The sequence below is a fragment of the Streptomyces sp. H51 genome (assembly GCF_035656535.1).
Taxonomy (GTDB): domain Bacteria; phylum Actinomycetota; class Actinomycetes; order Streptomycetales; family Streptomycetaceae; genus Streptomyces.
This window is the reverse complement of record NZ_JAYMHD010000075.1, coordinates 40,265-63,195: the sequence shown is the minus strand read 5'-3', so window position 1 is coordinate 63,195 and position 22,931 is coordinate 40,265. Positions and strand designations below refer to the sequence as shown.

General features: G+C 73.7%; 20 protein-coding genes and 1 pseudogene. 13 read left to right on the top strand and 8 right to left on the bottom strand.

Translation table 11 applies throughout. The annotated features are described in order from the left end of the window. Positions 1-356: 356 nt before the first annotated feature. Complete coding sequence (locus tag VKA29_RS26885) at positions 357-977, bottom strand: hypothetical protein (protein ID WP_324788818.1); 621 nt, start codon at positions 975-977, stop codon at positions 357-359. A gap of 414 nt (positions 978-1,391) precedes the next feature. On the opposite strand from VKA29_RS26885, the gene VKA29_RS26880 reads away from it, so the two are divergent. The 4 genes from VKA29_RS26880 to VKA29_RS26865 all read left to right on the top strand — a co-directional run bounded on the left by VKA29_RS26880 (position 1,392) and on the right by VKA29_RS26865 (position 5,351). Beyond that, a complete protein-coding gene (locus tag VKA29_RS26880; RefSeq protein ID WP_324788575.1) occupies positions 1,392-2,744 on the top strand; it encodes a peptidase C39 family protein in 1,353 nt (450 codons plus the stop codon). Between the two features lie 218 nt (positions 2,745-2,962). After that, positions 2,963-3,109 carry an SCO1431 family membrane protein gene (locus tag VKA29_RS26875; protein ID WP_324788574.1) on the top strand — a complete coding sequence of 49 codons (147 nt, stop codon included), beginning with the start codon at positions 2,963-2,965 and terminating at the stop codon, positions 3,107-3,109. A 66-nt stretch (positions 3,110-3,175) separates the two neighbouring features. Next, entirely contained in the window at positions 3,176-3,835 is a 660-nt protein-coding gene (locus tag VKA29_RS26870; protein WP_324788573.1) for a TetR/AcrR family transcriptional regulator, read from the top strand. Positions 3,836-4,178: 343 nt separating this feature from the next. After that, a complete protein-coding gene (locus tag VKA29_RS26865; RefSeq protein WP_324788572.1) occupies positions 4,179-5,351 on the top strand; it encodes an acyl-CoA dehydrogenase family protein in 1,173 nt (390 codons plus the stop codon). 424 nt (positions 5,352-5,775) lie between these two features. Here VKA29_RS26865 and VKA29_RS26860 read toward each other — a convergent pair whose 3' ends face one another. Then, complete coding sequence (locus VKA29_RS26860; RefSeq protein WP_324788571.1) at positions 5,776-6,210, bottom strand: hypothetical protein; 435 nt, start codon at positions 6,208-6,210, stop codon at positions 5,776-5,778. Between the two features lie 270 nt (positions 6,211-6,480). On the opposite strand from VKA29_RS26860, the gene VKA29_RS26855 reads away from it, so the two are divergent. From VKA29_RS26855 to fxsA, 4 genes are all read left to right on the top strand, one after another. Then, on the top strand, positions 6,481-6,921 hold the full coding sequence (locus VKA29_RS26855; protein WP_018548954.1) for an Lrp/AsnC family transcriptional regulator: 441 nt from the start codon (positions 6,481-6,483) through the stop codon (positions 6,919-6,921). An 89-nt stretch (positions 6,922-7,010) separates the two neighbouring features. Continuing rightward, positions 7,011-8,624, top strand: a complete 1,614-nt coding sequence (locus tag VKA29_RS26850; protein ID WP_324788570.1) for an amidohydrolase — start codon at positions 7,011-7,013, stop codon at positions 8,622-8,624. Between the two features lie 534 nt (positions 8,625-9,158). Further along, a complete protein-coding gene (locus VKA29_RS26845) occupies positions 9,159-9,974 on the top strand; it encodes a polyprenol monophosphomannose synthase (RefSeq protein ID WP_324788569.1) in 816 nt (271 codons plus the stop codon). A 47-nt stretch (positions 9,975-10,021) separates the two neighbouring features. Beyond that, the gene (gene fxsA / locus VKA29_RS26840) at positions 10,022-10,579 is read left to right on the top strand and encodes an FxsA family membrane protein (RefSeq protein WP_324788568.1); all 558 of its coding nucleotides are present in this window, start codon (positions 10,022-10,024) and stop codon (positions 10,577-10,579) included. 194 nt (positions 10,580-10,773) lie between these two features. Here the strand turns inward: fxsA and VKA29_RS26835 are convergent, their stop codons facing one another. The 4 genes from VKA29_RS26835 to VKA29_RS26820 all read right to left on the bottom strand — a co-directional run bounded on the left by VKA29_RS26835 (position 10,774) and on the right by VKA29_RS26820 (position 14,264). Then, on the bottom strand, positions 10,774-11,148 hold the full coding sequence (locus VKA29_RS26835) for an RNA polymerase-binding protein RbpA (protein WP_003977404.1): 375 nt from the start codon (positions 11,146-11,148) through the stop codon (positions 10,774-10,776). Positions 11,149-11,414: 266 nt separating this feature from the next. Next, positions 11,415-12,749: an MFS transporter gene (locus VKA29_RS26830; RefSeq protein ID WP_324788567.1), complete on the bottom strand. Its 1,335-nt coding sequence runs from the start codon at positions 12,747-12,749 to the stop codon at positions 11,415-11,417. Between the two features lie 61 nt (positions 12,750-12,810). Continuing rightward, the gene (locus tag VKA29_RS26825; protein WP_324788566.1) at positions 12,811-13,578 is read right to left on the bottom strand and encodes a glycerophosphodiester phosphodiesterase; all 768 of its coding nucleotides are present in this window, start codon (positions 13,576-13,578) and stop codon (positions 12,811-12,813) included. Next, positions 13,575-14,264: a hypothetical protein gene (locus VKA29_RS26820; RefSeq protein ID WP_324788565.1), complete on the bottom strand. Its 690-nt coding sequence runs from the start codon at positions 14,262-14,264 to the stop codon at positions 13,575-13,577. The genes VKA29_RS26825 and VKA29_RS26820 overlap by 4 nt, the downstream gene beginning before the upstream one ends. 64 nt (positions 14,265-14,328) lie before the next feature. Between VKA29_RS26820 and VKA29_RS26815 the strand changes: the two genes are divergently transcribed. After that, positions 14,329-15,828 (top strand): PLP-dependent aminotransferase family protein, encoded by a 1,500-nt coding sequence (locus tag VKA29_RS26815; protein ID WP_324788564.1) that lies wholly within the window; start codon positions 14,329-14,331, stop codon positions 15,826-15,828. Positions 15,829-16,081: 253 nt separating this feature from the next. Here the strand turns inward: VKA29_RS26815 and VKA29_RS26810 are convergent. After that, positions 16,082-17,794: pseudogene (locus VKA29_RS26810) on the bottom strand (hypothetical protein); the annotation flags it as partial. 39 nt (positions 17,795-17,833) lie between these two features. After that, entirely contained in the window at positions 17,834-18,028 is a 195-nt protein-coding gene (locus VKA29_RS26805; RefSeq protein ID WP_324788563.1) for a hypothetical protein, read from the bottom strand. Between the two features lie 250 nt (positions 18,029-18,278). On the opposite strand from VKA29_RS26805, the gene VKA29_RS26800 reads away from it, so the two are divergent. The 4 genes from VKA29_RS26800 to VKA29_RS26785 all read left to right on the top strand — a co-directional run bounded on the left by VKA29_RS26800 (position 18,279) and on the right by VKA29_RS26785 (position 22,931). Next, positions 18,279-18,671, top strand: a complete 393-nt coding sequence (locus VKA29_RS26800) for an ankyrin repeat domain-containing protein (RefSeq protein WP_324788562.1) — start codon at positions 18,279-18,281, stop codon at positions 18,669-18,671. A gap of 312 nt (positions 18,672-18,983) precedes the next feature. After that, complete coding sequence (locus VKA29_RS26795; protein ID WP_324788561.1) at positions 18,984-20,402, top strand: HEAT repeat domain-containing protein; 1,419 nt, start codon at positions 18,984-18,986, stop codon at positions 20,400-20,402. Positions 20,403-20,640: 238 nt separating this feature from the next. Continuing rightward, a complete protein-coding gene (locus VKA29_RS26790) occupies positions 20,641-21,783 on the top strand; it encodes a glycosyltransferase family 1 protein (protein WP_324788560.1) in 1,143 nt (380 codons plus the stop codon). Next, entirely contained in the window at positions 21,780-22,931 is a 1,152-nt protein-coding gene (locus VKA29_RS26785; RefSeq protein ID WP_324788559.1) for a glycosyltransferase, read from the top strand. The genes VKA29_RS26790 and VKA29_RS26785 overlap by 4 nt, the downstream gene beginning before the upstream one ends.

Below are 22,931 nucleotides of genomic sequence, written 5' to 3'. Positions count from 1 at the left end.
TGTGCCGCGGACCGGAGTTGCAACGGTGCGCGGAGCGGCGTCCGCCGGTCGCACCGAGGGCATCGTACCTGCGGTGGTGTCGCCCGCCGTAGGGTGCCGCACAGGCCGTTCGGCGAGGTGGGAGCGCCTGGGACGGATCCCGGACGGTGACGGAGGGTGAGCGGATCGCGCCGCACGGCGTCCGGAGCGCAGCCGGAGGCAGAACGAAGCCCCCGGTCACGGGGGAACAACCGGGGGCTTCGCGTCTGCGGGCGGCCTCGGACGGCCGCTCATTGAGAACGTAAGACCTGTATGGCCTGCCGGTCAAGCGGAGTTGAAGCACTCCGGGAAGTTCGCCCGCAAGCCCTTTCACGGGTTCACCACATTGCGGGTGGTCCGTCACTCCACGTGACCGGCCGGTCCGGCCCGACGGTGGTCACCGGCCCCGGAAGCACCTCATATCCGTCGGTCGACTGCCGTACCAGGAGGTCGGCGAAGGGCCTGGAGGGGTCCTCGGCGAAGTGCCGGCGCTCCGCCCCGACCCACCCGTCCCAGAACTCCCGCTGCTCCTCCCCGTCCCGCGTCCTGCCGCGCGTCCACGACTCTTCCGCCGGCAGATCCATCCACAGCAGGTGCGCCAGATGGGGCCGCAGCGCGCGGCGGCCCGCGCCGACGCCCTCGACGAGGACGACCGGGGCGGGAGGCAGCGGGCGGGGCGGTGCGAAGCCGCGGGCACGCCAGTCGTAGGGGGTGTAGTGCGCGGTCTCGCCGCGGCGGAGCGGTGCGACCACCTGGGTCAGCAGCCGCCCGGTCCACTCGAACAACTCGTCGTGCGTGGCCAGGTCGTCCAGGTGCAGGACCGGCGCGCCACCCAGTTCCCGGGCCAACCGCCCGGCGAAGGTGGACTTTCCGGATCCGGCGTGCCCGTCGACGCCGACCAGGCGGACCGGCCCGCAGGACGGGGGGAGGCGGCGGAGCCGGGAGGCGAGAGGGCGGATGACGCTTCCTTGGGGGAGACGGGAGACGGGAGACGGGAGACGGGAGACGGGCTCGGCACATTCTCTCGAGAACCCACCGGAAAGGCACGGCCCGGCCGGCCGGCGTCCCCCGTGACCTGTGGCTCGAACGGCCGGCCGGACGGCCGGACCGGATGGACCGGATGGACCGGATGGACCGGATGGACCGGACGGACGGGGCGGTCGGGCGGGGCGGCCGGACCGGGCCGTGTCGACCGGCCGGACGCAGGTCACGCCAGTGGTCCGGACCAATATTGGTGGGCGCGGCATGACCGGAAGCGCTGGCACGACGTGCCGCCTCCGGCCATAGTTGGCGCACAACCGTGCAGCGCCACCGTGCAGCGCGACCGTGCATGTGGCCCGCACCGACTCGATCACCTGGGGGTCATTCCGCCCATGAGCAGAGCCGAACAGCCGTCCCGCAGAACAGTCCTGGCAGCCGCGATGGCGGCGGCGGTGACCGCACCCATGGCCGTCGCCGGCCCCGCAGCGGCCGTGGCCGCGGACACCACCCCGGACCGCCCGGTCGACAACCGGGCCTGGACCACGCACGCCGACTGGCGCAGCGGCACCGCGCAGGGCGTCCGGCCCGTCGCCGGGCCCCGTCCCGGCGTGGCCATCGCCGCACCCGTCGGCACGGCCGACTACACGGACCCGCACACCGGGACGACCGCCGCGTGGGAGTACGCGACCTGGACCTCCCCGGTCCACCGGCTCTCCGTCCCGTCCGCGGAGGCGATCGCCTCCTGGAACGCGCACACCCCGGCCGGCACCTGGCTCCAGGTCGAACTGCGGGGGACGTACTCCGACGGCACCGACACCCCCTGGTACGTGATGGGCCGCTGGGCGGCCGGCGACCAGGACATCCGGCGGACCTCGGTGGACGACCAGACCGACGGCAAGAGCAGCATCTGGACCGACACCTTCGCCATCGACGACGCCGCCACCGGCCTGCGCCTGACGTCGTACCGGCTGCGGCTCACCCTCTACCGCAAGCCCGGCACCCGGCTCACCCCGACCGTCTGGCGGCTCGGCGCGATGGGCTCCGACATCCCCGACCGCTTCACCGTCCCGGCCTCCGCTCCCGGCCTCGCCCGGGAACTGGACGTCCCGCGCTACTCGCAGGAGATCCACAAGGGGCAGTACCCCGAGTACGACAACGGCGGCGAGGCCTGGTGCAGTCCCACCTCCTCGCAGATGATCATCGAGTACTGGGGCGGCCGGCTCACCCCGGAGCAACTCGCCTGGGTGGACCCGTCGTACGCCGATCCGCAGATCTGCCACGCGGCCCGGTTCACCTACGACCACCAGTACCAGGGCTGCGGCAACTGGCCGTTCAACGCGGCCTATGCGGGCACCTTCCACGGCATCCAGGGCGTGGTCACGCGGCTCGGCTCGCTCACCGACCTGGAGACGCTGATCGCGGCCGGCGTCCCGGCCATCACCTCCCAGTCCTTCCTCGCGACGGAGCTCACGGGCGCCGGCTACGGCACCTCCGGGCACCTGATGACGGTGATCGGCTTCACCGCCGACGGCGACGTGATCGCGAACGACCCGGCCTCACCGAGCGACGAGGCGGTGCGACGGGTCTACCGGCGCCGGGAGTTCGAGAACATCTGGCTGCGCACCAAGAGGTACGACGCCAACGGCCGGGTCAGAAGCGGTACCGGCGGCGTCTGCTACCTCTACTTCCCGGTCAGGCCGACCCCACGACAGCGCCGCGCCCTCGCGGCCGTCGGGGTCGCCTGACGGCCCGTCACGCCCGCAAGGAGTGACGCAACGGGTGAGGCCGCCGGGAGGCGGTGCGGCCTCGCGGCCGAGGGCGTGTGACCAAGCTCTCGGCCGCCGAAGGCGGCGAGCGGTGGCAAGGTGGACGAAACGGTGGGGAACCGGCCGGTGCGCCCGGTCGGCGTGCCGGACCGGCTGTCCCACCGGTACGTTCGCACGCCCCGGACCGGTGAGAGGCCATGACCGCACACTCAGCCACCGCAGCCCGTGCCCGCGCCCGCACCGGCGGTCCCGGGGGTGACGGGCCGAAGGTCCTCGAACACGTCATGGGCTGGATGCTCGCCGTGGTGATCGCGGTCCTCGTGACCCGGCTCGGTCTGCTGTGACCTGATCCCTACCCCGACCTGCCATACTGCGGATGTCCCGCCGCCCCTCGGACATCAGGGTCGAAATTGAGTATCAGCCAGCAGAGCGAGACCGTAAGCCCACCGGCCCGCGGCACCGAGCGGTCGGTCGCGCGCCGGGCCGAACTCATCTCCATCGGGCGGAAGTTGTTCGCGGACACACCGTACGACGCGCTCTCCATGGACGACATCGCCCGGCAGGCGCGGGTCGCCAAGGGGCTGATCTACTACTACTTCCGCTCCAAGCGCGGTTACTACCTGGCGATCGTCCGGGACTCCGTGGCCGACCTGGTCGCCTTCGCCGCGAGCGGCCTCGAACTGCCGCCGGTGGACCGCGTGCACCGCACCATCGACGGCTACCTCCGCTACGCGGAGCACAACCACGCCGCCTACCGCACCATCGTCAGCGGCGGCGTCGGCTTCGACACCGAGGTGCACGCCATCCGGGACGGCGTGCGCGAGACGATCGTGGCGACCGTGGCGGAAGGGGCGTACGGCCGCGGTGACATCGCCCCGCTGGCGCGTATGGGCCTGCTCGCCTGGGTGTGCAGTGTGGAGGGCGCCACCCTCGACTGGATCGCCCGTCCGGAGCTGAGCCGTGAGGTGATGTGCGAGTTGCTCGTCAGGACGCTGGGCGGTGCGATGCGCGCCATCGCGGAACTCGACCCCGCCTACCCGGCCCCGCGGTCCGCCCGCCACGGCGGATGACGAAAGCCCGCCACGGGCGGGCTCCGCGACGGCCGTGGGCGGATGCCCGCTTCTTGTCATGCGCGCAACAATCTCGGCCAATGTCGGTCCGCGGGAGGCCCGAGCCCTCCAGGAGCGATGGTGCCGCCAGATCCCCGGCGGTACGATTTTCTTGAAGTAAGCGGTCGTTAACTGGTGACGAGGTGTCGCCGATCGGGCATACTCACAGCGCGCAGCCGCTGGTCAGCAGCTTCCGTGACCCGGAAGCGCGGGCACCGGCCGCGCCCGGAGTACGACCCGGCGGCGCCGCCCCCACCCAAGGTGCACGTCCGCCCATGCGCCCGACAGGGAGGAGAGCGTCGCCATGCCCGACCGCGCCCCGCAGCCGGTGGACCGGCAACTGCCCACGGACGAGGCCCGGGACCTGATCTCGCTCGTCCGCGACATCGCGCAGCGTGAGATCGCCCCCGAGGCGGCCGCGGAGGAGGACGCCGGGCGCTTCCCGCGCGAGGTCTTCTCCCTGCTGTCCGAGGCGGGCCTGCTCGGCCTGCCCTACGACTCCGAGTACGGAGGCGGCGACCAGCCGTACGAGGTCTACCTCCAGGTCCTGGAGGAACTCGCCGCGGCCCGTCTCACCGTCGGTCTCGGTGTCAGCGTGCACACCCTCGCCTCCTACGCGCTCGCCGCCTACGGCACCAAGCAGCAGCAGGTCGAGCACCTGCCCGCGATGCTCGGCGGCGGGCTGCTCGGCGCCTACTGCCTGTCCGAACCCGCGTCCGGCTCGGACGCGGCGTCGCTGCGCACGAAGGCGGTCCGGGACGGCGACGAGTGGGTGATCACCGGCACCAAGGCGTGGATCACGCACGGCGGCATCGCCGACTTCTACACGGTCATGGCGCGCACCGGCGAGGAGGGGCCGCGCGGGATCACCGCCTTCCTGGTGCCCGGCGACGCCGAGGGCCTCAGCGGAGCCGCGCCCGAGAAGAAGATGGGCCTGAAGGGCTCGCCCACGGCGCAGGTCCACTTCGACGGCGTGCGGGTCTCCGACGACCGGCGCATCGGCGAGGAGGGCCAGGGCTTCGCCATCGCGCTGGCCTCCCTCGACTCCGGCCGGCTCGGCATCGCGGCCTGCGCGATCGGCGTCGCCCAGGCCGCGCTCGACGAGGCGGTCGCCTATGCCGCCGGGCGGCGGCAGTTCGGCCGGCCCATCGCCGACTTCCAGGGGCTGCGCTTCATGCTCGCCGACATGGCGACCCAGATCGAGGCGGGCCGCGCGCTGTACCTGGCGGCGGCGCGGCTGCGCGACGCGGGGCTGCCGTTCGCCAAGCAGGCCGCCATGGCGAAACTGCACTGCACCGACACGGCCATGAAGGTGACGACCGACGCCGTGCAGATCCTCGGCGGGTACGGCTACACCGCCGACTTCCCCGCGGAGCGCTACATGCGCGAGGCCAAGGTCCTGCAGATCGTCGAGGGCACCAACCAGATCCAGCGGATGGTCATCGCCCGTCATCTCGCGGGTCCGGAGACGCGCTGAACTGACCCGGTCTGACCTGCGGCGCCGCGAGCCGGACCCACTCCGGGTCGTGGCGCCCCGGCAGGGTGCGGCCCCGGTCGGCCCAGGTACGCATCAGGTCCCGGTAGATGGGCGGGTCATGGGGCGCCGACGGCGCAGGCGAAACCGTTCCCGCGGGCGGCGGCACGAACACCCGGCGCAGACGCCCGGTCGCTCGGTAGGTGGCGGTCATACCACACCAACGCGCCGGAGGGCGTCGAGGTCACCGTCGGAGAACCGGCCGTTCGTCCACGAGTGCCCGGCGAACCACGTCACGGCCGCCGGGTCCGGCGGATCCGGGCATGTGCAACCTGCACCGCGGCGCTCCGCGGGCCATGGTGCAGGACGACGACCGGGACGGCCGGAACGACCGGGGAAGGCGTGACGGCCCGTTCGGGGCGGACGCTCAGGCGGCGTGACGCCGCATCACGGGGACCCGCATCGGGCGCGAGCCCGGGCCGCCGACGTGCGAGAACGGCTGCATCCGCCAGTCGAGTCCCTGGGGGAGCGTCAGCAGCAGGGCGGTCTCCTGCTCCTGCGGCTTCACCGACTCGTCCGCGGGGCGGGCGTCGGTGGCGCTGCGGCCCGTGCCGGCGCAGACCGTGAGGCCGAACGGGTTCCACGGCGAGGCGCACAGCGCGTGCTCGGGCAGGACCTCCTCGTCCGTCAGCAGGGCGATGGGCTGCGCACAGTCCGGGCAGATGACCCGGTACATCTCGAAGGTGTCGTACGCGTCGAACTCGTCGTCGTAGGCGTCGGGTTCGACGCCCTCCGGCTCGGGTTCGACGACCGCCTGGAGACGCTTGGGCGCGGTACGACCAGGACGCTTAAGACTCTGCATGGGATTCTCCCCCTCGGGCTGGGCCGTGAAGGCGCTGCGGCCTCGACCACAGCAAGCATTTCCCTCCCGCCACCGGCGGTAATCACGAGAGCATCACGGAGAGCGCCCATTGGGTGTGGCATTCGTCACACGCCGCCCGCGGGTGCCCGTGGCGGACGCTTTTGTCCCACAGGCGCCTCACGTCCTCCGGCCGGGCCACATCACGAACCGGGTGTGACCTGGGCTGCTCAGGTATCGGAGGAGATCAGGCGCACTGTAGGTTCTTGCGCCATGGAGGAGCTGGACCGACAGATCGTGCAGCTGCTCGTCAAGGACGGGCGGATGAGCTACACAGACCTGGGCAAGGCCACGGGCCTGTCCACGTCGGCCGTGCACCAGCGGGTGCGCCGGCTGGAGCAGCGTGGGGTCATCCGCGGCTATGCCGCGGTCGTCGACCCCGAGGCCGTGGGGCTGCCCCTGACCGCCTTCATCTCGGTGAAACCGTTCGACCCCAGCGCCCCCGACGACATCGCCGACCGCCTGGCCGGCGTACCCGAGATCGAGGCGTGCCACAGCGTGGCGGGCGACGAGAACTACATCCTCAAGGTCCGCGTGGCCACCCCGCACGAGCTGGAGGAACTGCTGGCCCGGCTGCGCTCCCTGGCCGGCGTGTCCACCCGGACCACCGTCGTCCTGTCGACCCCGTACGAGGCCCGGCCGCCGCGCATCTAGGGGTGCTGTCCCGACAGGACCCCTCCGGTCCGGCCCCCGGACCTGCCCCAGGTGCTGGCCCGGCGCCGCCGCGCGAGAAACTGTCGGTCATGAGTGAACGCACCGACCAGCCCGAGACCGTCCTGCTCCGCCGCGGCGAGATCCACAGCCCCGCCGACCCCTTCGCCACCGCGATGGTCGTCGAGCGCGGCCAGGTCGCCTGGGTCGGCTCCGAGGGCGCCGCCGACGCCTTCGCGGACGGCGTGCGGGAGATCGTCGACCTGGACGGCGCCCTGGTCACCCCCGCGTTCACCGACGCCCACGTGCACACCACCGCCACCGGCCTCGCCCTGACCGGCCTCGACCTGTCCGACGCCCCGTCCCTCGAGGCGGCCCTCGCCCGCGTGCGCGACTTCGCCGCCGCCCGCCCGGACGACCGGGTGCTGCTCGGCCACGGCTGGGACGCCGCCCGCTGGCCCGGCGGACGCCCGCCCACGCGCGCGGAACTCGACGAGGCCGCCGGCGGACGCCCGCTGTACCTGTCCCGCATCGACGTGCACTCGGCCGTCGTCACGACGGCGCTGCTCGACCTGGTGGGCGGCGACCTCGGCCCGGCGGACGGCCCGCTCACCGCCGACGCCCACCACGCCGTACGCGCCGCCGCCCTCGCCGCGATCACGCCGCGGCAGCGCACCGAGGCCCAGCGTGCCGCCCTCGCCCGTGCCGCATCCCTGGGCATCGGGTCGGTCCACGAGTGCGCCGGCCCCGAGATCTCCTCGGCGGACGATCTCGCCGGCCTGCTGCGGCTCGCGGCCGAGGAGCCCGCGCCTCGGGTCGTCGGCTACTGGGCCCAGCAGGGCGAAGAGGGGGTCGCCAGGGCCCGGGAACTGGGCGCGGCCGGCGCCGCGGGCGACCTCTTCGTCGACGGAGCCCTCGGCTCGCACACCGCCTGCCTGCACCGGCCCTACGCCGACGCCGAGCACACCGGCACCGCCTACCTGGACGCGGCCGCCGTGGCGGCCCACGTCGCCGCCTGCACCGAGGCCGGTCTCCAGGCGGGATTCCACGCCATCGGCGACGCGGCCGTGGACACCGTCGTCGAGGGGGTGCGCGCCGCCGCCGACACGGTCGGCCTCGCCCGCGTCCGCGCCGCCCGCCACCGCGTCGAACACGCCGAGATGCTCGCCCCCGAGACGGTCGCGGCCTTCGCCGAACTGGGCCTGACCGCCTCCGTGCAGCCCGCCTTCGACGCGCTGTGGGGCGGCGACGACGGCATGTACGCCCAGCGTCTGGGGACGGAGCGGGCGCGCGCCCTCAATCCGTTCGCGGCGCTGCTGCGCGCCGGCGTCCCGCTCGCCTTCGGCTCCGACAGCCCGGTCACGCCCCTCGACCCGTGGGGCACGGTCCGCGCCGCCGCCTTCCACCGCACGCCCGAGCACCGCGTCTCCGTGCGGGCGGCGTTCACCGCGCACACGCGGGGCGGCTGGCGGGCGGTCGGACGGGACGACGCGGGCGTCCTGGTGCCCGGCGCGCCCGCGGACTACGCCGTGTGGCGCACCGGCGAACTGGTGGTCCAGGCCCCCGACGACCGGGTCGCCCGCTGGTCCACCGACCCCCGCTCCGGCACCCCCGGCCTGCCCGACCTGACACCCGGCCGGGACCTCCCGGTGTGCCTGCGCACCGTGGTCGCGGGGCGGACGGTGTTCGTACGGCCGGGCGAGTGATCTACGGCCGCGGTGCGGGCGTGGGAGGCCGCCGCCACCCGGTCGCACGACCTGCGTTTCCTCGGCCCTGACCAGGGATTTCTCCGAGAACCCGCAGGTCGAACGGCTGTTGACAGGCGACGGCAGGGGGCCGGTAGGTTCGGCCGGGTCCACCACCGGACGCCCGACCGGGGAACGTCCGCGCAGTCGCCGCGGCGCCGCTGGGTCAGGGACGGTGTGCCGCACCGGGGCACCGTCGCTGGCAGCCAGGCCCAGTGCCCGCGCCGCGACGAGGGAAGGTTCCGGCCGGTCGGGAGGTGCGACCCGGGTGGGGCCCGGGTGCTCAGTAGACAACGGCTTCAGGTCGACCCGCAGCCGGCGGGTCCCAGGTCGGCCCGAAGGGTGCCGGGCCCCCACTCCGCAGCGCGCGGGTCACCGACGCGCGCTCTTACCCCGCTTTTGCGGAAACGACACCACCGTACGAACCTGCTGTCACGTCATCGCAGGCCGCGACCACTATGGTGGACCTCTGCGTACGGAGATGAAGGGGCAGCAGTGAACGACGGCGACGGGACCCACGCGGCACGGGCCCAGGAGGGGCGCTTCGGCCCGCTCGGCACGGCGTTGGTGATCATTCCGACCTACAACGAGGCGGAGAACGTCAAGGCGATCGTCGGCCGGGTGCGCAAGGCCGTCCCCGAGGCGCACGTCCTCGTGGCCGACGACAACAGCCCCGACGGTACCGGCAAGCTCGCCGACGAACTGGCCGTCGAGGACGACCACGTCCAGGTGCTGCACCGCAGGGGCAAGGAGGGGCTGGGCGCCGCCTACCTCGCGGGCTTCCGCTGGGGCCTGGAGAACGGGTACGGCGTCCTGGTGGAGATGGACGCCGACGGCTCCCACCAGCCCGAGGAACTGCCCCGTCTGCTGACCGCGCTCAGGACCGCCGACCTCGTCCTCGGCTCCCGCTGGGTGCCCGGCGGACGGGTGGTGAACTGGCCGCGCAGCCGGGAGTTCATCTCCCGCGGCGGCAGCCTCTACTCGCGGCTCGCCCTCGACCTGCCGCTGCGCGACATCACCGGCGGCTACCGCGCCTTCCGCCGCGAGACCCTGGAGGGCCTCGGTCTCGAGGAGGTCGCCTCCCAGGGCTACTGCTTCCAGGTCGACCTCGCCCGACGCGCGGTCAAGGCCGGCTACCACGTGGTCGAAGTCCCCATCACCTTCGTCGAGCGCGAACTCGGCGACTCCAAGATGAGCCGCGACATCCTGGTCGAGGCACTGTGGCGGGTCACGGCCTGGGGCGCGACCGAACGGGTCGGCAAGATCCTCGGACGCGACAAGAAGCCCCAGGACCACCCCCAGGGACCGTGAGGCCGCGGCTTATCCCGTGCTGAGCCGGGGCCAGGCACACTGGGGGCATGACGACTGGCGCTCCGACCCCCACGTACCCCGCGCGGCCCCGGCGCTCCCGGCTGCGGACCTGGCTGCCGCTGGGCATCGCGGCCTGGCTGGTGCTGGAGATCTGGCTGCTGACGGTGGTGGCCGACGCGTCCAGCGGGCTCGTCGTGCTCCTGCTGCTCCTCGCGGGCGCCGTGCTCGGCTCCGCGGTGATCAAGAAGGCCGGCCGACGTGCCTTCCAGAACCTGAACGAGGCACTGCAACGCGGCGGCAGCCCCTCGCGCGGCGGCGGCAACGGCCTGCTGATGCTGGGCGGCCTGCTTCTGATGCTCCCCGGTCTCATCTCGGACGCGGTGGGGCTGGCCCTGCTGGTCCCGCCGGTCCAGAAGGCTCTCGGCCGTTACACGGAACGCACCCTGGAGCGCAAGCTGCGGACGGCCTCCCCGGGCAGCCTCGGCGACGCCTTCCGACAGGCCCGCATCCACCGCCCCGACGGCAAGGTCGTGCGGGGCGAGGTGATCCGCGACGACGAGCCGGGGGACGCGCAGCCGGGCCCGCGGCCGCCGTTGACGCGCTGAGCTCGTCGCGCGGCACACGACCGAGACCTGCGACCGGGACCTGCGGCCGGGACCTGCGGCCGAGACTTGACACGAGCGACCTGCGGCCGGGACCTGTGGGAGCGGCAGACGACTGCGGGCGCCCACGTGGAACTCCACGTGGGCGCCCGCAGTCGCGTGCGTGTGCTGTCGTCGTCCGCCTGACCGTGAGGGCCTTACGCCGACTTGCGGCTGTCCCGCGGATGAACGGCGATGTTCATCGCGCCGGAGCGCAGTACCGCCAGACGCTCCTCGAGGACCTCTTCGAGTTCCTCGCGGGTGCGCCGCTCCATCAGCATGTCCCAATGCGTACGCGCGGGCTTGGCCTTCTTCTCTTCCGGGCCGTCGCCGTCGACCAGGAGTGCCTGGGCCCCGCAGACCTTGCACTCCCACTCCGGCGGGATCTCCGCCTCGACCGAGAAGGGCATCTCGAAACGGTGCCCCTTCTCACATGCGTACTCCACGGCCTGGCGCGGGGCCAGGTCGATGCCGCGGTCCGTCTCGTAGCTGGTCACCACGAGGCGCGTGCCGCGAAGAGCTCGCTCACTCATGAATCGTGCCTCCCGGGCTTGTCGCCCACAGGACAGGTGTCGCTGTCGTCGTCATCCGGTCAACGTCCGGTCGGCGGTAAAGATTCCCGTTCCGAGTCCCGTTCCGGGTCATGCGTCGCCGTCGTAGCCGCCCTTGTTCTACCCACCCGCGCCCGGTTTGTCACATCTGATGGCAGATGTCACCCAGTGCTTCGGCATCTTTGACGCGCAGTAACGGTACGCCTGGCAGGCCAAACGCGTACACTACCGCTCTTTCGCCGTGAGCGCTAAATCCTCTCGGGAACCGGATTGCCCGCCTCGCCGATCGCCCGGCGTACCGGAACCCGTGCGAGCAGGATGAACCCGATCACGAAGAACGCCACCAGCGACAGGATCGCGTCCCGGTAGCTCCCGGTGAGCTGGTAGGTGAGCCCGAACAGCAGGGGGCCCAGCCAGCTCATGCCGCGGTCGCTCAGTTCGTACGCCGAGAAGTACTCGGCTTCCTTGCCCGGCGGGACCAGGTGCGAGAACAGGGACCGGGACAGTGCCTGGCTGCCGCCCAGCACCAGGCCGATGCCGGCGGCGAGCACGAAGAACCACGACGGCGCCCCGGCCGGCAGGAAGAACCCGGCGCCCAGCGTCACCGTCCACGCCACCAGCGATCCGAGGATCGTGCGCTTCGCGCCGTAGGTCCGGGCCAGCCGTCCCATCGCCAGCGCTCCCGCCACCGCCAGCACCTGCACCAGGAGCACGGCCCCGATGAGGGTCGACTGGCCGAGGCCGAGTTCCTCGGATCCGTACACCGAGGCCTGCGAGATCACCGTCTGGATGCCGTCGTTGTAGATGAGGTACGCCAGCAGGAAGGCCAGCGTCAGCGGGTGGCGGCGCATGCCGCGCACGGTCGCCGCGAGCTGCCGCAGGCCGGGGGCCGTCGCCTCCTCCGGCCGGGACCGGCGGTCGCGCAGCCGCCGCAGGGGCACGAGCGTGAACGCGCCCCACCACAGGCCCGCGGAGGCCAGGCAGACCCGTACGGCCGCGGTCTCCGTCAGGCCGAAGGAGTCGTGCGCGCTGTAGAGGACGAGGTTCACGACCAGGACCAGCGAACCCGCCGCGTACCCGAAGGCCCAGCCCCGGGAGGAGACGGCGTCGCGCTCCTCGGGCGGGGCGATCTGGGGCAGATAGGAGTTGTACAGCATCATCGCCACGGACTGCGCCGCGTTCGCGACCACCAGCAGCAGCCCGCCGAGCAGATAGCGGTCGCCGTCCAGGAAGAACATGCCCGCCGTCGCCGCGGCCCCCACGTAGGCGGCGGCCCCCAGCAGCGGCTTCTTCCGGCCGGTGCGGTCGGCCGCGGCGCCCACCACGGGCATCACCAGTACCGCCACGATCACCGACAGGGACACCGCGTACGCGAAGAACGACCCGGCGCGCACCGGTATCCCCAGCGGGTGCACGAACCCGTCCGGGTCCGCCGCCGACTCCGCCACCGACGTCAGGTACGGGCCGAGGAACACCGTGAGCACGCTCGTGGAATAGACCGAGCAGGCCCAGTCGTAGAAGTACCAGCCGCGCTGCTCGCGCCGCCGGTCGGTGGGCTCCGCCCGCACGGTGTCGATGGTCACCCGTGCCCTCGCTTCCCCGCTGAAGGTGCCGCGCGCGGGCACGGGGCCGCGCTCCGGATGCTCAGACCCAGACGCCGCGTTCCTCCATGACCTCGCGCAACGTGTCGATGTGATCGGTCATGATGCCATCCACGCCCAGGTCCAGCAGCCGGTGCATGCGATCCGGCTCGTTGACGGTCCACACGTGCACCTGCAGCCCGCGCGCGTGGGCGGTGCGTACGAAGCGGCGGTCGACGACCTGGATGCCGGACTGCGCCTCGGGCACCTGCGCGGCGACGGCGGAGCGGCGCACCGCGGCCGGCACTCCCCAGGACCGCAGCCGCAGGCCGAGCACGCCCCGCGTCCCGTACGACGTCGCCAGGCGAGGCCCGGCGAGGCGCTGCGCCCGCACGACGCGCGCCTCGGAGAACGAGCCGACGCAGACCCGGTCCCAGGCGGCCGTGCGCTCGACCAGGTCGAGGAAGGGGCGCAGCGCGGCTTCCGCCTTGACGTCGACGTTCCAGCACACCTCGGGGAAGGTCTCCAGCAGTTCCTCGAACAGCGGCACCGGCTCGGCGCCCGCCACGCGCGCGCCCGCCACCTCCCGCCAGGGCAGGTCGGCGATGCGCCCCGCGCCGTCGGTGACCCGGTCGAGCGTCTCGTCGTGGAAGGCGACCAGCTTGCCGTCCGCCGTGACGTGGACGTCGGTCTCGATGTACCGGTAGCCCGTCCGCACCGCGCGCCGGAACTGGAGCACGGTGTTCTCCAGCCCGTCCGCCGCCCCGCCCCGGTGGGCGAAGGCGATCGGGCCGGGGTGGTCGAGATAGGGGTGGCGTATCCGCGTGGTCACGGTCGCAGTATCGCGCCCAGCGGTTGCCCCTCGGCAACGACCGTGCTGCCGCCCGATGCCGACGGGACGTCGAACACGCGCAGGAAGAGCTGGGCGAGCGGGCCGATCGACACCGCGTACAGGACGGTGCCGACACCGACCGTGCCGCCGAGGGCGAAACCGGTCGCGACGACGGCCACCTCGAGCGCCGTGCGGATCAGCCGGATCGAGCGTCCGGTGCGCCGGTGCAGCCCGGTCATCAGTCCGTCGCGCGGCCCCGGGCCGAGGCGGGCGGCGATGTACAGGCCGGTGGCCACGCCGTTGAGCAGGACGCCGCCGAGCAGCAGGGGTACGCGGACGGTGAGGGAGTGCGCGTCCGGGACCAGGGCGAGCGTGCCGTCCATCGCGAGGCCCACCACGAACACGTTGGACACCGTGCCGAGGCCGGGGCGCTGGCGCAGCGGGATCCACAGCAGCAGCACCGCCGCGCCGACGACGATCGACACGGCCCCGATCGTCAGGCCGGTGAGCTCGGCCAGACCCTGGTGCAGCACGTTCCACGGCTCCAGCCCCAGTCCCGCCTCGACGAGGAGCGCGGAGCTGGCCCCGTACAGCACGAGCCCGGAGTACAGCTGGATCAATCGCCGCCCGAGACGGCTTCTTGCGGACAACGGTGCCCCCCGCGTGGTGGTAATGGCCTGACGCATGACACCCTGTGGCCTGGGGAGAAACGCCATCCATGGCCAATCCGGGGAAGGTGGACTGATTTCTGTGGCGCAGTGGACTTCGGCGATGGGCGTGGCGCAGCTCGCCCGGCTGCTCAACTCCCAGCAGGAACGCCCGGCGGGCCCCGGTTCGCGACGCCCGCCCGCCTACCGGGCGCTGGCCGACGGCATCCGGCTGCTGGTCCTGGAGGGACGGGTGCCGGTGGCCGCCCGGCTGCCCGCCGAGCGCGAGCTGGCGCTGGCGCTGTCGGTGAGCCGTACGACGGTGGCGGCCGCCTACGAGGCGCTGCGCACCGAGGGGTTCCTGGAGTCCCGGCGCGGCGCCGGAAGCTGGACGGCCGTACCCGCGGGCAACCCCTTCCCGGCACGCGGTCTGGAACCCCTGCCGCCCGAGGCCCTCGGCTCGATGATCGATCTGGGCTGCGCCGCGCTGCCCGCCCCGGAACCGTGGCTGACCCGCGCCGTGCAGGGCGCCCTGGAGGAACTGCCGCCGTACGCCCACACGCACGGCGACTATCCGGCCGGGCTGCCCGCGCTGCGCTCGATGATCGCCGAGCGCTACACCGCCCGCGGTATCCCCACCATGCCCGAGCAGATCATGGTGACCACGGGCGCCATGGGCGCGATGGACGCGATCTGCCACCTGTTCGCGGGCCGCGGCGAGCGCATCGCGGTCGAGTCGCCGTCGTACGCCAACATCCTGCAGCTGATGCGGGAGGCGGGCGCGCGGCTCGTCCCGGTCGCGATGGCCGAGGGGCTGGCCGGCTGGGACATGGACCGCTGGCGGCAGGTGCTGCGCGACGCGGCGCCCCGGATCGCGTACGTGGTCGCCGACTTCCACAACCCGACCGGCGCCCTCGCCGACGAGGACCAGCGGCGGCGGCTCGTCGAGGCCTCCCGGTCGGCGGGGACGGTGCTCATCGCCGACGAGACGATGAGCGAGCTGTGGCTGGACGAGGACGTCTCGATGCCCCGTCCGGTGTGCGCCTTCGACCCGGCCGGCTCCACGGTGATCACGGTCGGCTCGGCCAGCAAGGCATTCTGGGCGGGGATGCGCATCGGATGGGTGCGGGCGGCGCCGGACGTGATCCGCAGCCTGGTCGCCGCGCGGGCGTACGCGGATCTCGGTACGCCGGTGCTGGAGCAGTTGGCCGTGAACTGGCTGTTCGGCACCGGTGGCTGGGAACAGGCCGTGCAGATGCGGCGCGCCCAGGCCCGCGACAACCGGGACGCCCTGGTCGCCGCGGTGCGGCGCGAGCTGCCGGACTGGGAGTTCGAGGTGCCCGGGGGCGGGCTCACGCTGTGGGTGCGGACCGGGGGGCTGTCGGGATCGCGGCTCGCGGAGATGGGGGAGCGGGTCGGCGTGCGGGTGCCGTCGGGGCCGCGGTTCGGGGTGGACGGCGCCTTCGAGGGATATGTGCGGCTGCCGTTCACGGTGGGCGGCGCGGTGGCCGAGGAGGCCGCGGTGCGGCTGGCCGCGGCGGCGCGCGCGGTGGAGACGGGCGCGTCGGGGGCGGGGGAGGCGCCGCGCACGTTCGTGGCGTAGCGGCGACGACCGCGGGGGTCACGGGGGCCGTGAGGCGCGCCGGGGGCGGGGCCACACGGACGGCGGAACACGTCGGTCGCGGCGAGCGGCCTCTCGGGCCGGACCCCGGCCGTCGGTTGCGTCTGGGCGGTCGGACCTTCCCGGTCGGACACCCCCGGCCCGGTCCGGCCGTTCCCGTCTGTCGGCCCTTCCGGTTCGGCCGTTCCCGTCTGTCGGCCCTTCCGGTCCGGCCGGTCCGCCCGGGTCCGGGGGACTACGACCTCTCGGCCGCCCCGGCCTCCGCGTGCACCGGTACGGGTGCCGCGTCCACGGGCACCCGGTCGACCGCGGCTGCCGCCTCCGTCCTCTTCGCCGGCGTCGTCTCCTGCGCCTCCGCCGACTCCTCTCCCTCCTCTCTCTTCGCCTTGCCGGGTGTCTCCCTCTTCTCCAGTGACGGCACGGCCTCCCCGTCGGCCGGCGTGGTCCGCGGCGGCAGCAGCGCCAGTACGGCCTGCCGGTCCGCGTCGCTCGTCGCGTCGTCGTACGGGTCCGGCGTCGCCGGCACCTGGAGACGGTGGACCGGGCCCGTGCCCAGGCGGGCGTAGCCGCGGCCCGGCGGGATCTGCGCGATCGGGGTGGTGTGCGGCGGGGCGCCGAGGACCGTCCGCAGTTGCTCGGCCGTGGCGGTGCCCAGCACGACCCGCGCGCGGGTGTGCCGGCACACCGCGTCGCTCAGGGCGTCCGCGGCGTCGAACTGTTCGGCCACCACCACCGTCACGTTCGCCGCGCGCCCGTGCCGGAGCGGAACCTGCAGCAGCGTCTGCGGATCCTTGCGGCCGTCCGCGGCGGCCAGATGGGCGAAGGCGCTCGGGCGGTCCACGACGATCCACAGCGGCCGCCTGGTGTCGTCCGGCGGCGGGTGGCCGGCCTGGCGGGCCCGGTTGGCCTCGACCAGCCGGCGCTCCGTCTCGGCGGCGGCCCACTCCAGGCTGGCCACGGCCCCGGGCAGTGCGCACTCGACCGCCAGGACGCCGTCCCGGCCGGTCAGGCACGCGTACTCGCCGGTGGCGCCGCCGTCGACGATCAGGACGTCGCCGTGCTGGAGCGCCTGCAGCGCGAGCGAGCGCAGGAGGGTGGAGGTGCCGCTGCCCGGCTGGCCCATGACCAGCAGATGCGGCTCGGTGGAGCGGATGCCGGTGCGCCAGACGACCGGCGGCATGTCGCGCTGTTCGTCACCGTAGGCGAGGGGGAGGGTGCGCTGGACCTCGGAAGGATCGGTGAAGCCGAGCACCGTCTCGCCGGGCGCCGTCACGAAACGCTGGGCGGCGATACCGGTGGGCAGCGGGTGCAGCGCGCTGACCGTGAGCTGGTTCGCCTCCTCGTCCCAGGTGAAGCGGTACTCGCGGCTGCGGCCCGACTTGGCGTGCAGCAGGTGCTCGATCCGGGCGCGGGATTCGGCCTCCCCGTCAGGGAAGTAGGCCGGATACCGGACCACGAGGTACGTGATCCGTCCCGACGCGTCGAACTCGTACTCGGGGAACGCCTGGTCCCACTCGCCGCCGTGCGCGTACAGAGGCGCGGGATCCTCGGCGACCGAGAAACAGGGGACCAGGGCCTCGTAGAGGGACCGCAGCCGTTGGGTCTGCGGCTCGTCGGGTCCCTCCGGGGCCGCCGGGGCGCGGTCGCGGCCGTGCCAGGCCGCCGCCGCCATCAGGCTGACGGCGGCGAGCAGCGGGCCGTACGGCATGAGCGCCACGACCAGGACCACCGACGCCACCAGGAACATGAGCGGTCCGCGTCTGTCCTTGGGGGTGCCGGCCCATTTGCGCCGCCCGGCCGAGGCCAGCCGGCGCAGTCCGCGCATGATCGTCAGCAGCGGGTGGAGGACGTCGGTGGCGCTGTCGGCCGCCGTCCGGGCCAGCTCCCGGCTCCGGGCGAGGTGCGCGCTGCCTGTGCTCAGGATGCGGGGGAGAGGGCGCCGGGCCACTGCTGTCTCCTGTGGGTGCGTACGGGCGGGAGGACGGCGTCAGAACTTGATGCCGCCGAGCAGGCTCGCCAGGCTCTCGCCGCCGGCCTTGATGCTCGGGGCGATGGCCGTGCTCGACAGGTAGAAGCCGAACAGGACCGAGACCATGGCATGCGAGCCCTTGAGCCCGTCCTTGCGGAAGAAGAGGAAGACGATGACGCCGAGCAGGACCACGCCTGAGATGGACAGGATCATTTGGGGTCTCCTGGTTCGTGGGGACAGTCACCATGAGTACTTCCAGGATCACAGCATGTATCCATACGATAAAAGGTGCAAATGGGTGAAATTCGCGTGATTTCCCCCGGTTGGCCGAGCTGCCGTGCACCGGACGGGCCGGGTACGCGCCGCGCCGGGGCCGCGATGACCTCACCCCGGCGTGTCGGACCCGGGGCGGTACGAGCCAGTACCCTGGCGGTTCACCTGAACGGTTGTGAGGAGAGGCGTGATGACTGAAGCCCCCGACCCCGAGGTCGTGGAGCTGGCGACCAAGATCTTCGATCTGGCCCGGCGCGGGCAGACCGAGGCGCTGGTGGCGTACGTCGACGCGGGTGTTCCGGCCGACCTCACCAACGACCGCGGCGACTCGCTCGTCATGCTCGCCGCCTATCACGGGCACGCGGAGGCGGTGCGCGCGCTGCTCGCCCGGGGAGCCCAGGCCGACCGGGTCAACGACCGGGGCCAGACCCCGCTCGCCGGGGCGGTCTTCAAGGGCGAGACGGAAGTGATCGAGGTCCTGCTGGAAGGCGGCGCCGACCCCGCCGCCGGTACCCCGTCGGCCGTCGACACGGCCCGGATGTTCGGCAAGCGGGAACTGCTCGAGTTGTTCGGCGCGCACTGACCGGCACGGTCTGTCGCACGCTCTGACCAGCGAAGACACGGGAAACGGGGGAGGCGGTGCAGGGTCGCGGAAATTTCGGTCGCGGCAGGTCGGACCGCCGGGTCATCATGACGAAGTGATTCACGGACGCGAGGGCTGGGCAGGTGTTGCCGCACCGCGCGGACCGTGATGCGGTCCGCACGGGCCACCGACGAGAGGCAGAGGAAGATGGTCTACAGCAAGCAGGAAACGGCGGGCGCCCCGACGTGTTGTCACGCGGCCAGGTAGTGCAGGTCCCCGGTTGCGTCGACGCTTGATGTGAGGCTGTTTCCCATGTTCGATCCGGTCATAGCGCCCAGCGGCACCCTGCTCGGCCTGCTCCAGCGGGGCCGCGGCGACGGGACGCTGCACGCACTCACCGCCCCCCGCGCGGAAGCGCTGGCGGCCCTGAACCACTGTGTGCTGCGCGACCCCCGCCACGACTGGCAGGTGGAGAACCGCTCCCTCTACTACGCCCGTCTCTTCCTCGACCTCAACGGCGAGTTGGACGAGATCGAGGCACACCTCTTCGACACCGAGGACGTCTTCGACGCCGACGAGTCCCGCACCGGCCTCGCGCTGGCCGTGCTCGGTCACCTCGCCTCCTACGGCAGGCGGGACGCCCTCCTGCTGCTGCGCCGATACGCGGCCTCCGGCGCGAACTGGGCCTGGGCCCTGGACGAGCTGGCGCTGCGCGACGACGACGCGGGCCTGCGGGCCCTCGCGGCGCCCGTGCTGGCGCGCTTCGCCACCGATCCGGAGGGCGAGGCCGAGCTGGCCGCCGCCGTGCGCGACGCCTTCGAGCCCCGGCCATGGCGGCTGTGGGCCGAGGATCCCCGCGAATCCATCGCCACGCGCGTGCGTGCCGCCCAGGAGGCCGGCTGTTTCGACCGCTGGCAGCGGCAGCTGCGACCGACCGGACCACGCCCCGGCTGGAGCGTGCAGGCCGTCCTCGACTGGGCCCAGCAGGGCACCGAACGCGGCGCCGCGCTGCACGTCCCGGCCGCCCGCTGCCTCCTGGCCGTGGCGGGTCCGGAGGACCGGCCCGAGATCCTCCGTGCCGCCGCAGGCGGCGCCGACGGAGCCCGCTGCGCCGCCCTGCGCTACCTCGCCGACCGCAACGATCCGGCCGCCCTGGACCTGATCGAGGGCGCGGTGGTCACCGGCTCCGCGACCGTCGCGGAGGCCGCCGTGGACGCCTTCGAGCGGATGCGGAGTGTCGCCGCCGTCGACCGGGCACGCGGCTGGGCCCACCGGCCCGACCCGCTGGGCGCCGCCGCCGGCCGGGTGCTCGCCTGCCGGGGCGGGACCCGGGACAAGGACCTCGTCCTCGGGGCGCTGCGCGAGGCCGTACGCGGTGAGGGACCCGACGCGCCCACGCTGTGGACCCTCGTCGACGGCACCGGCCGGCTCGGCATCGCCTGCGCCGCCCCCGTGCTCCGCCATGTCTACCGCGAGACCGCCTCCTCCCATCTGCGCGGCCGGGCCGCGCGCGCCCTGGCCGCCACCGACCCCTCCTTCCCGGCCGGCTTCGCCGTCGAGTGCCTGTGGGACTGCGAGGAGTCCACCCGCGAGATCGCCGCCCGGCACGCCGAGACCGGTGACGCCCGCGTCGTCGAACGACTCCGCCGGCTGGCCGCCGACCCGGCCGAGGAGGCCGAGGTCCAGACAGCCGTACGCAGCCGCATCGGGCCCGACGGAGCCGGCGTGTGAGCCGGGGTGTGTGCCAGGGGGCGCACGCGGGCGGGTGAGCGGGGGCGGGTGAGCCGGCCACGCGGCCGCGGACCGGGGGCCGGCGCGGCCCGCGGATGAACGACGGGTGACCCGCGGATCAGGCGGTCGTGGACACGGCCTGACCAGCGCGGGCGCGGCCCGCAACGCTCATGGGACGTTCCTCGCCCGGAAAGATCCACGTTGACGCGGGCACGTCCGGTCCGGCGAGAACACCCGTATGCGTGTCGTCATCGTGACCGAATCCTTTCCCCCCGACGTGAACGGCGTGGCACACTGCGCGCTCCAGACCGCCCGGCACCTCGTAGATCGCGGTCACACCCCTGTCGTCGTCGCCCCCGCCCCCGCCCCCGGAACCAAGTCCGACGGGAACATGTTCGACGCCCTCGCGCCGTGCCCCGTCGTCCGCGTCCCCTCCCTCCCGCTGCCCGGCTACCCCCAGGTGCGCGTCGCCCTTCCCAGCAGGCGCCTCGCCGCCACCCTCGCCGAGCACCGCGCCGATGTCGTCCACCTGGCCGGCCCCTTCGTCCTCGGCGTCCGCGGCATGGCCGCCGCGGCCCGGTTCGGCGTGCCCGCCGTGGCGGTCTACCAGACCGACCTGGCCGGATACGCCCGCACCTACATGGGCGCCGGCGAGGCAGCGGCCTGGCGGCGCATCCGCTCCGTCCACTCCGCCGCCGACCTCACCCTCGCGCCCTCCAGCGCGGCCCTGCACGACCTGGAGGCGCACGGCGTGCCCCGGGTGCGGCTGTGGCCGCGCGGCGTGGACACCGTCCGCTTCCGCCCCTACCTGCGCGACGAGGCGCTGCGCCGCGAACTCGCCCCGAACGGTGAGCTGATCGTCGGCTACGTCGGACGGCTCGCCCCCGAGAAGCAGGTCGAACTGCTGGCCGGTGTCTGCGGCCTGCCGGGCGTCCGCGTCGTCGTGACCGGAGACGGACCGAGCCTGCCCGGCCTGCGGCAGCACCTGCCGGGCGCCGTCTTCCTGGGCCGTCGCACCGGCGACGACCTCGCCCGGATCTTCGCCTCGCTGGACGTCTTCGTCCACACAGGTCCCTTCGAGACCTTCTGCCAGACCGTGCAGGAGGCCATGGCGAGCGGTGTGCCGGTCGTCGCGCCCGCGGCCGGCGGGCCCCTCGACCTGGTCGCCCACGGGAGCACCGGGCTCCTGGTGCCGCCGCGCGACGCGGACGCGGTACGGGACGCCGTACGGGCCCTGGCCGCCGAACCCGGGACACGGGCCGCCTACGGCGCCGCCGCGCGCGCCACCGTCGAGGGGCGCACCTGGGCGGCCGTCGGCGACCGGCTGATCGAGCACTACCGAGCCGTGCTCGCCGCCCGCAGAACGGCGGTGGCGGCATGACCTCGCTGCGGATCGTGCGGCTGGCCAACTTCGTCGCACCCGCGTCCGGCGGGCTGCGTACCGCCCTGCGTGAACTGGGCAAGGGCTTCCGGGCCGCCGGACACGACCCCGTGCTCGTCGTGCCGGGCGAGCGCGCCGAGGACCGGGAGACCGAGCAGGGGCGGGTGATCACCCTGCCCGGGCCGCTGCTGCCGGGCACCGGCGGGTATCGCGTGCTCACCGACAGGCGGCGCGTGGCGCGGCTGCTGGAGGAACTGGCACCCGACCGCCTGGAGGTGTCCGACCGTACGACCCTCCGGTGGACCGGCAGGTGGGCGAGGCGTGCCCGGGTGCCCGCCGTGATGGTGTCCCACGAGACGGCGGACGGCGTGCTGCGCACCTGGGGCGTGCCGGAGGGCGCCGCCCGGCGTGCCGCCGACGCCCTCAACGTCCGCACGGCGCACACGTACGCGCGCGTGGTGTGCACGACGGAGTTCGCCGAGCGGGAGTTCGTGCGGATCGGCGCGCGCAACGTCGTACGGGCCCCGCTGGGCGTCGACCTGGTGGAGCGGCACCCCGCGCTGTGGGACGCGGGGCTGCGGGCCCGGTACGCGCACGCGGCCGAGACGCTGCTCGTGACGTGCACCCGGCTGTCGGTGGAGAAGCGCCCCGGCACGGCGCTGGACGCCCTGGAGGCGCTGCTGCGGCGGGGCAGGAAGGCGGTGCTGGTGGTCGCCGGGGACGGGCCGCTGCGCCCGCGCCTCGAACTGCGGGCGAGCGAGCGGGGACTGCCGGTCACCTTCCTCGGGCACGTCGGCGACCGCGGCGCGCTCGGTGCCCTGCAGGCGGTCGCCGACGTGTGTCTGGCACCCGGGCCCGCCGAGACCTTCGGGCTCGCCGCGCTGGAGGCCATGGCGTGCGGGACGCCCGTGGTGGCCAGCGCCTCCTCCGCGCTGCCCGAGGTCATCGGGCCCGCGGGAGCCGTCGCGGCCGACCGGGGCGACGCCTTCGCGGACGCCGTCGAGATGCTGCTGGACCTCCCGGAGCGGGCGCGGCGCGAGGCCGCACGCGCGCGTGCCGAGTGCTTCGGCTGGGACGGGGCCGTCGACGCGTTCCTCGCCGCGCACGACGCGACGGTGCCGGCGCGTCCGCACGTGCCGGGAGCGTGA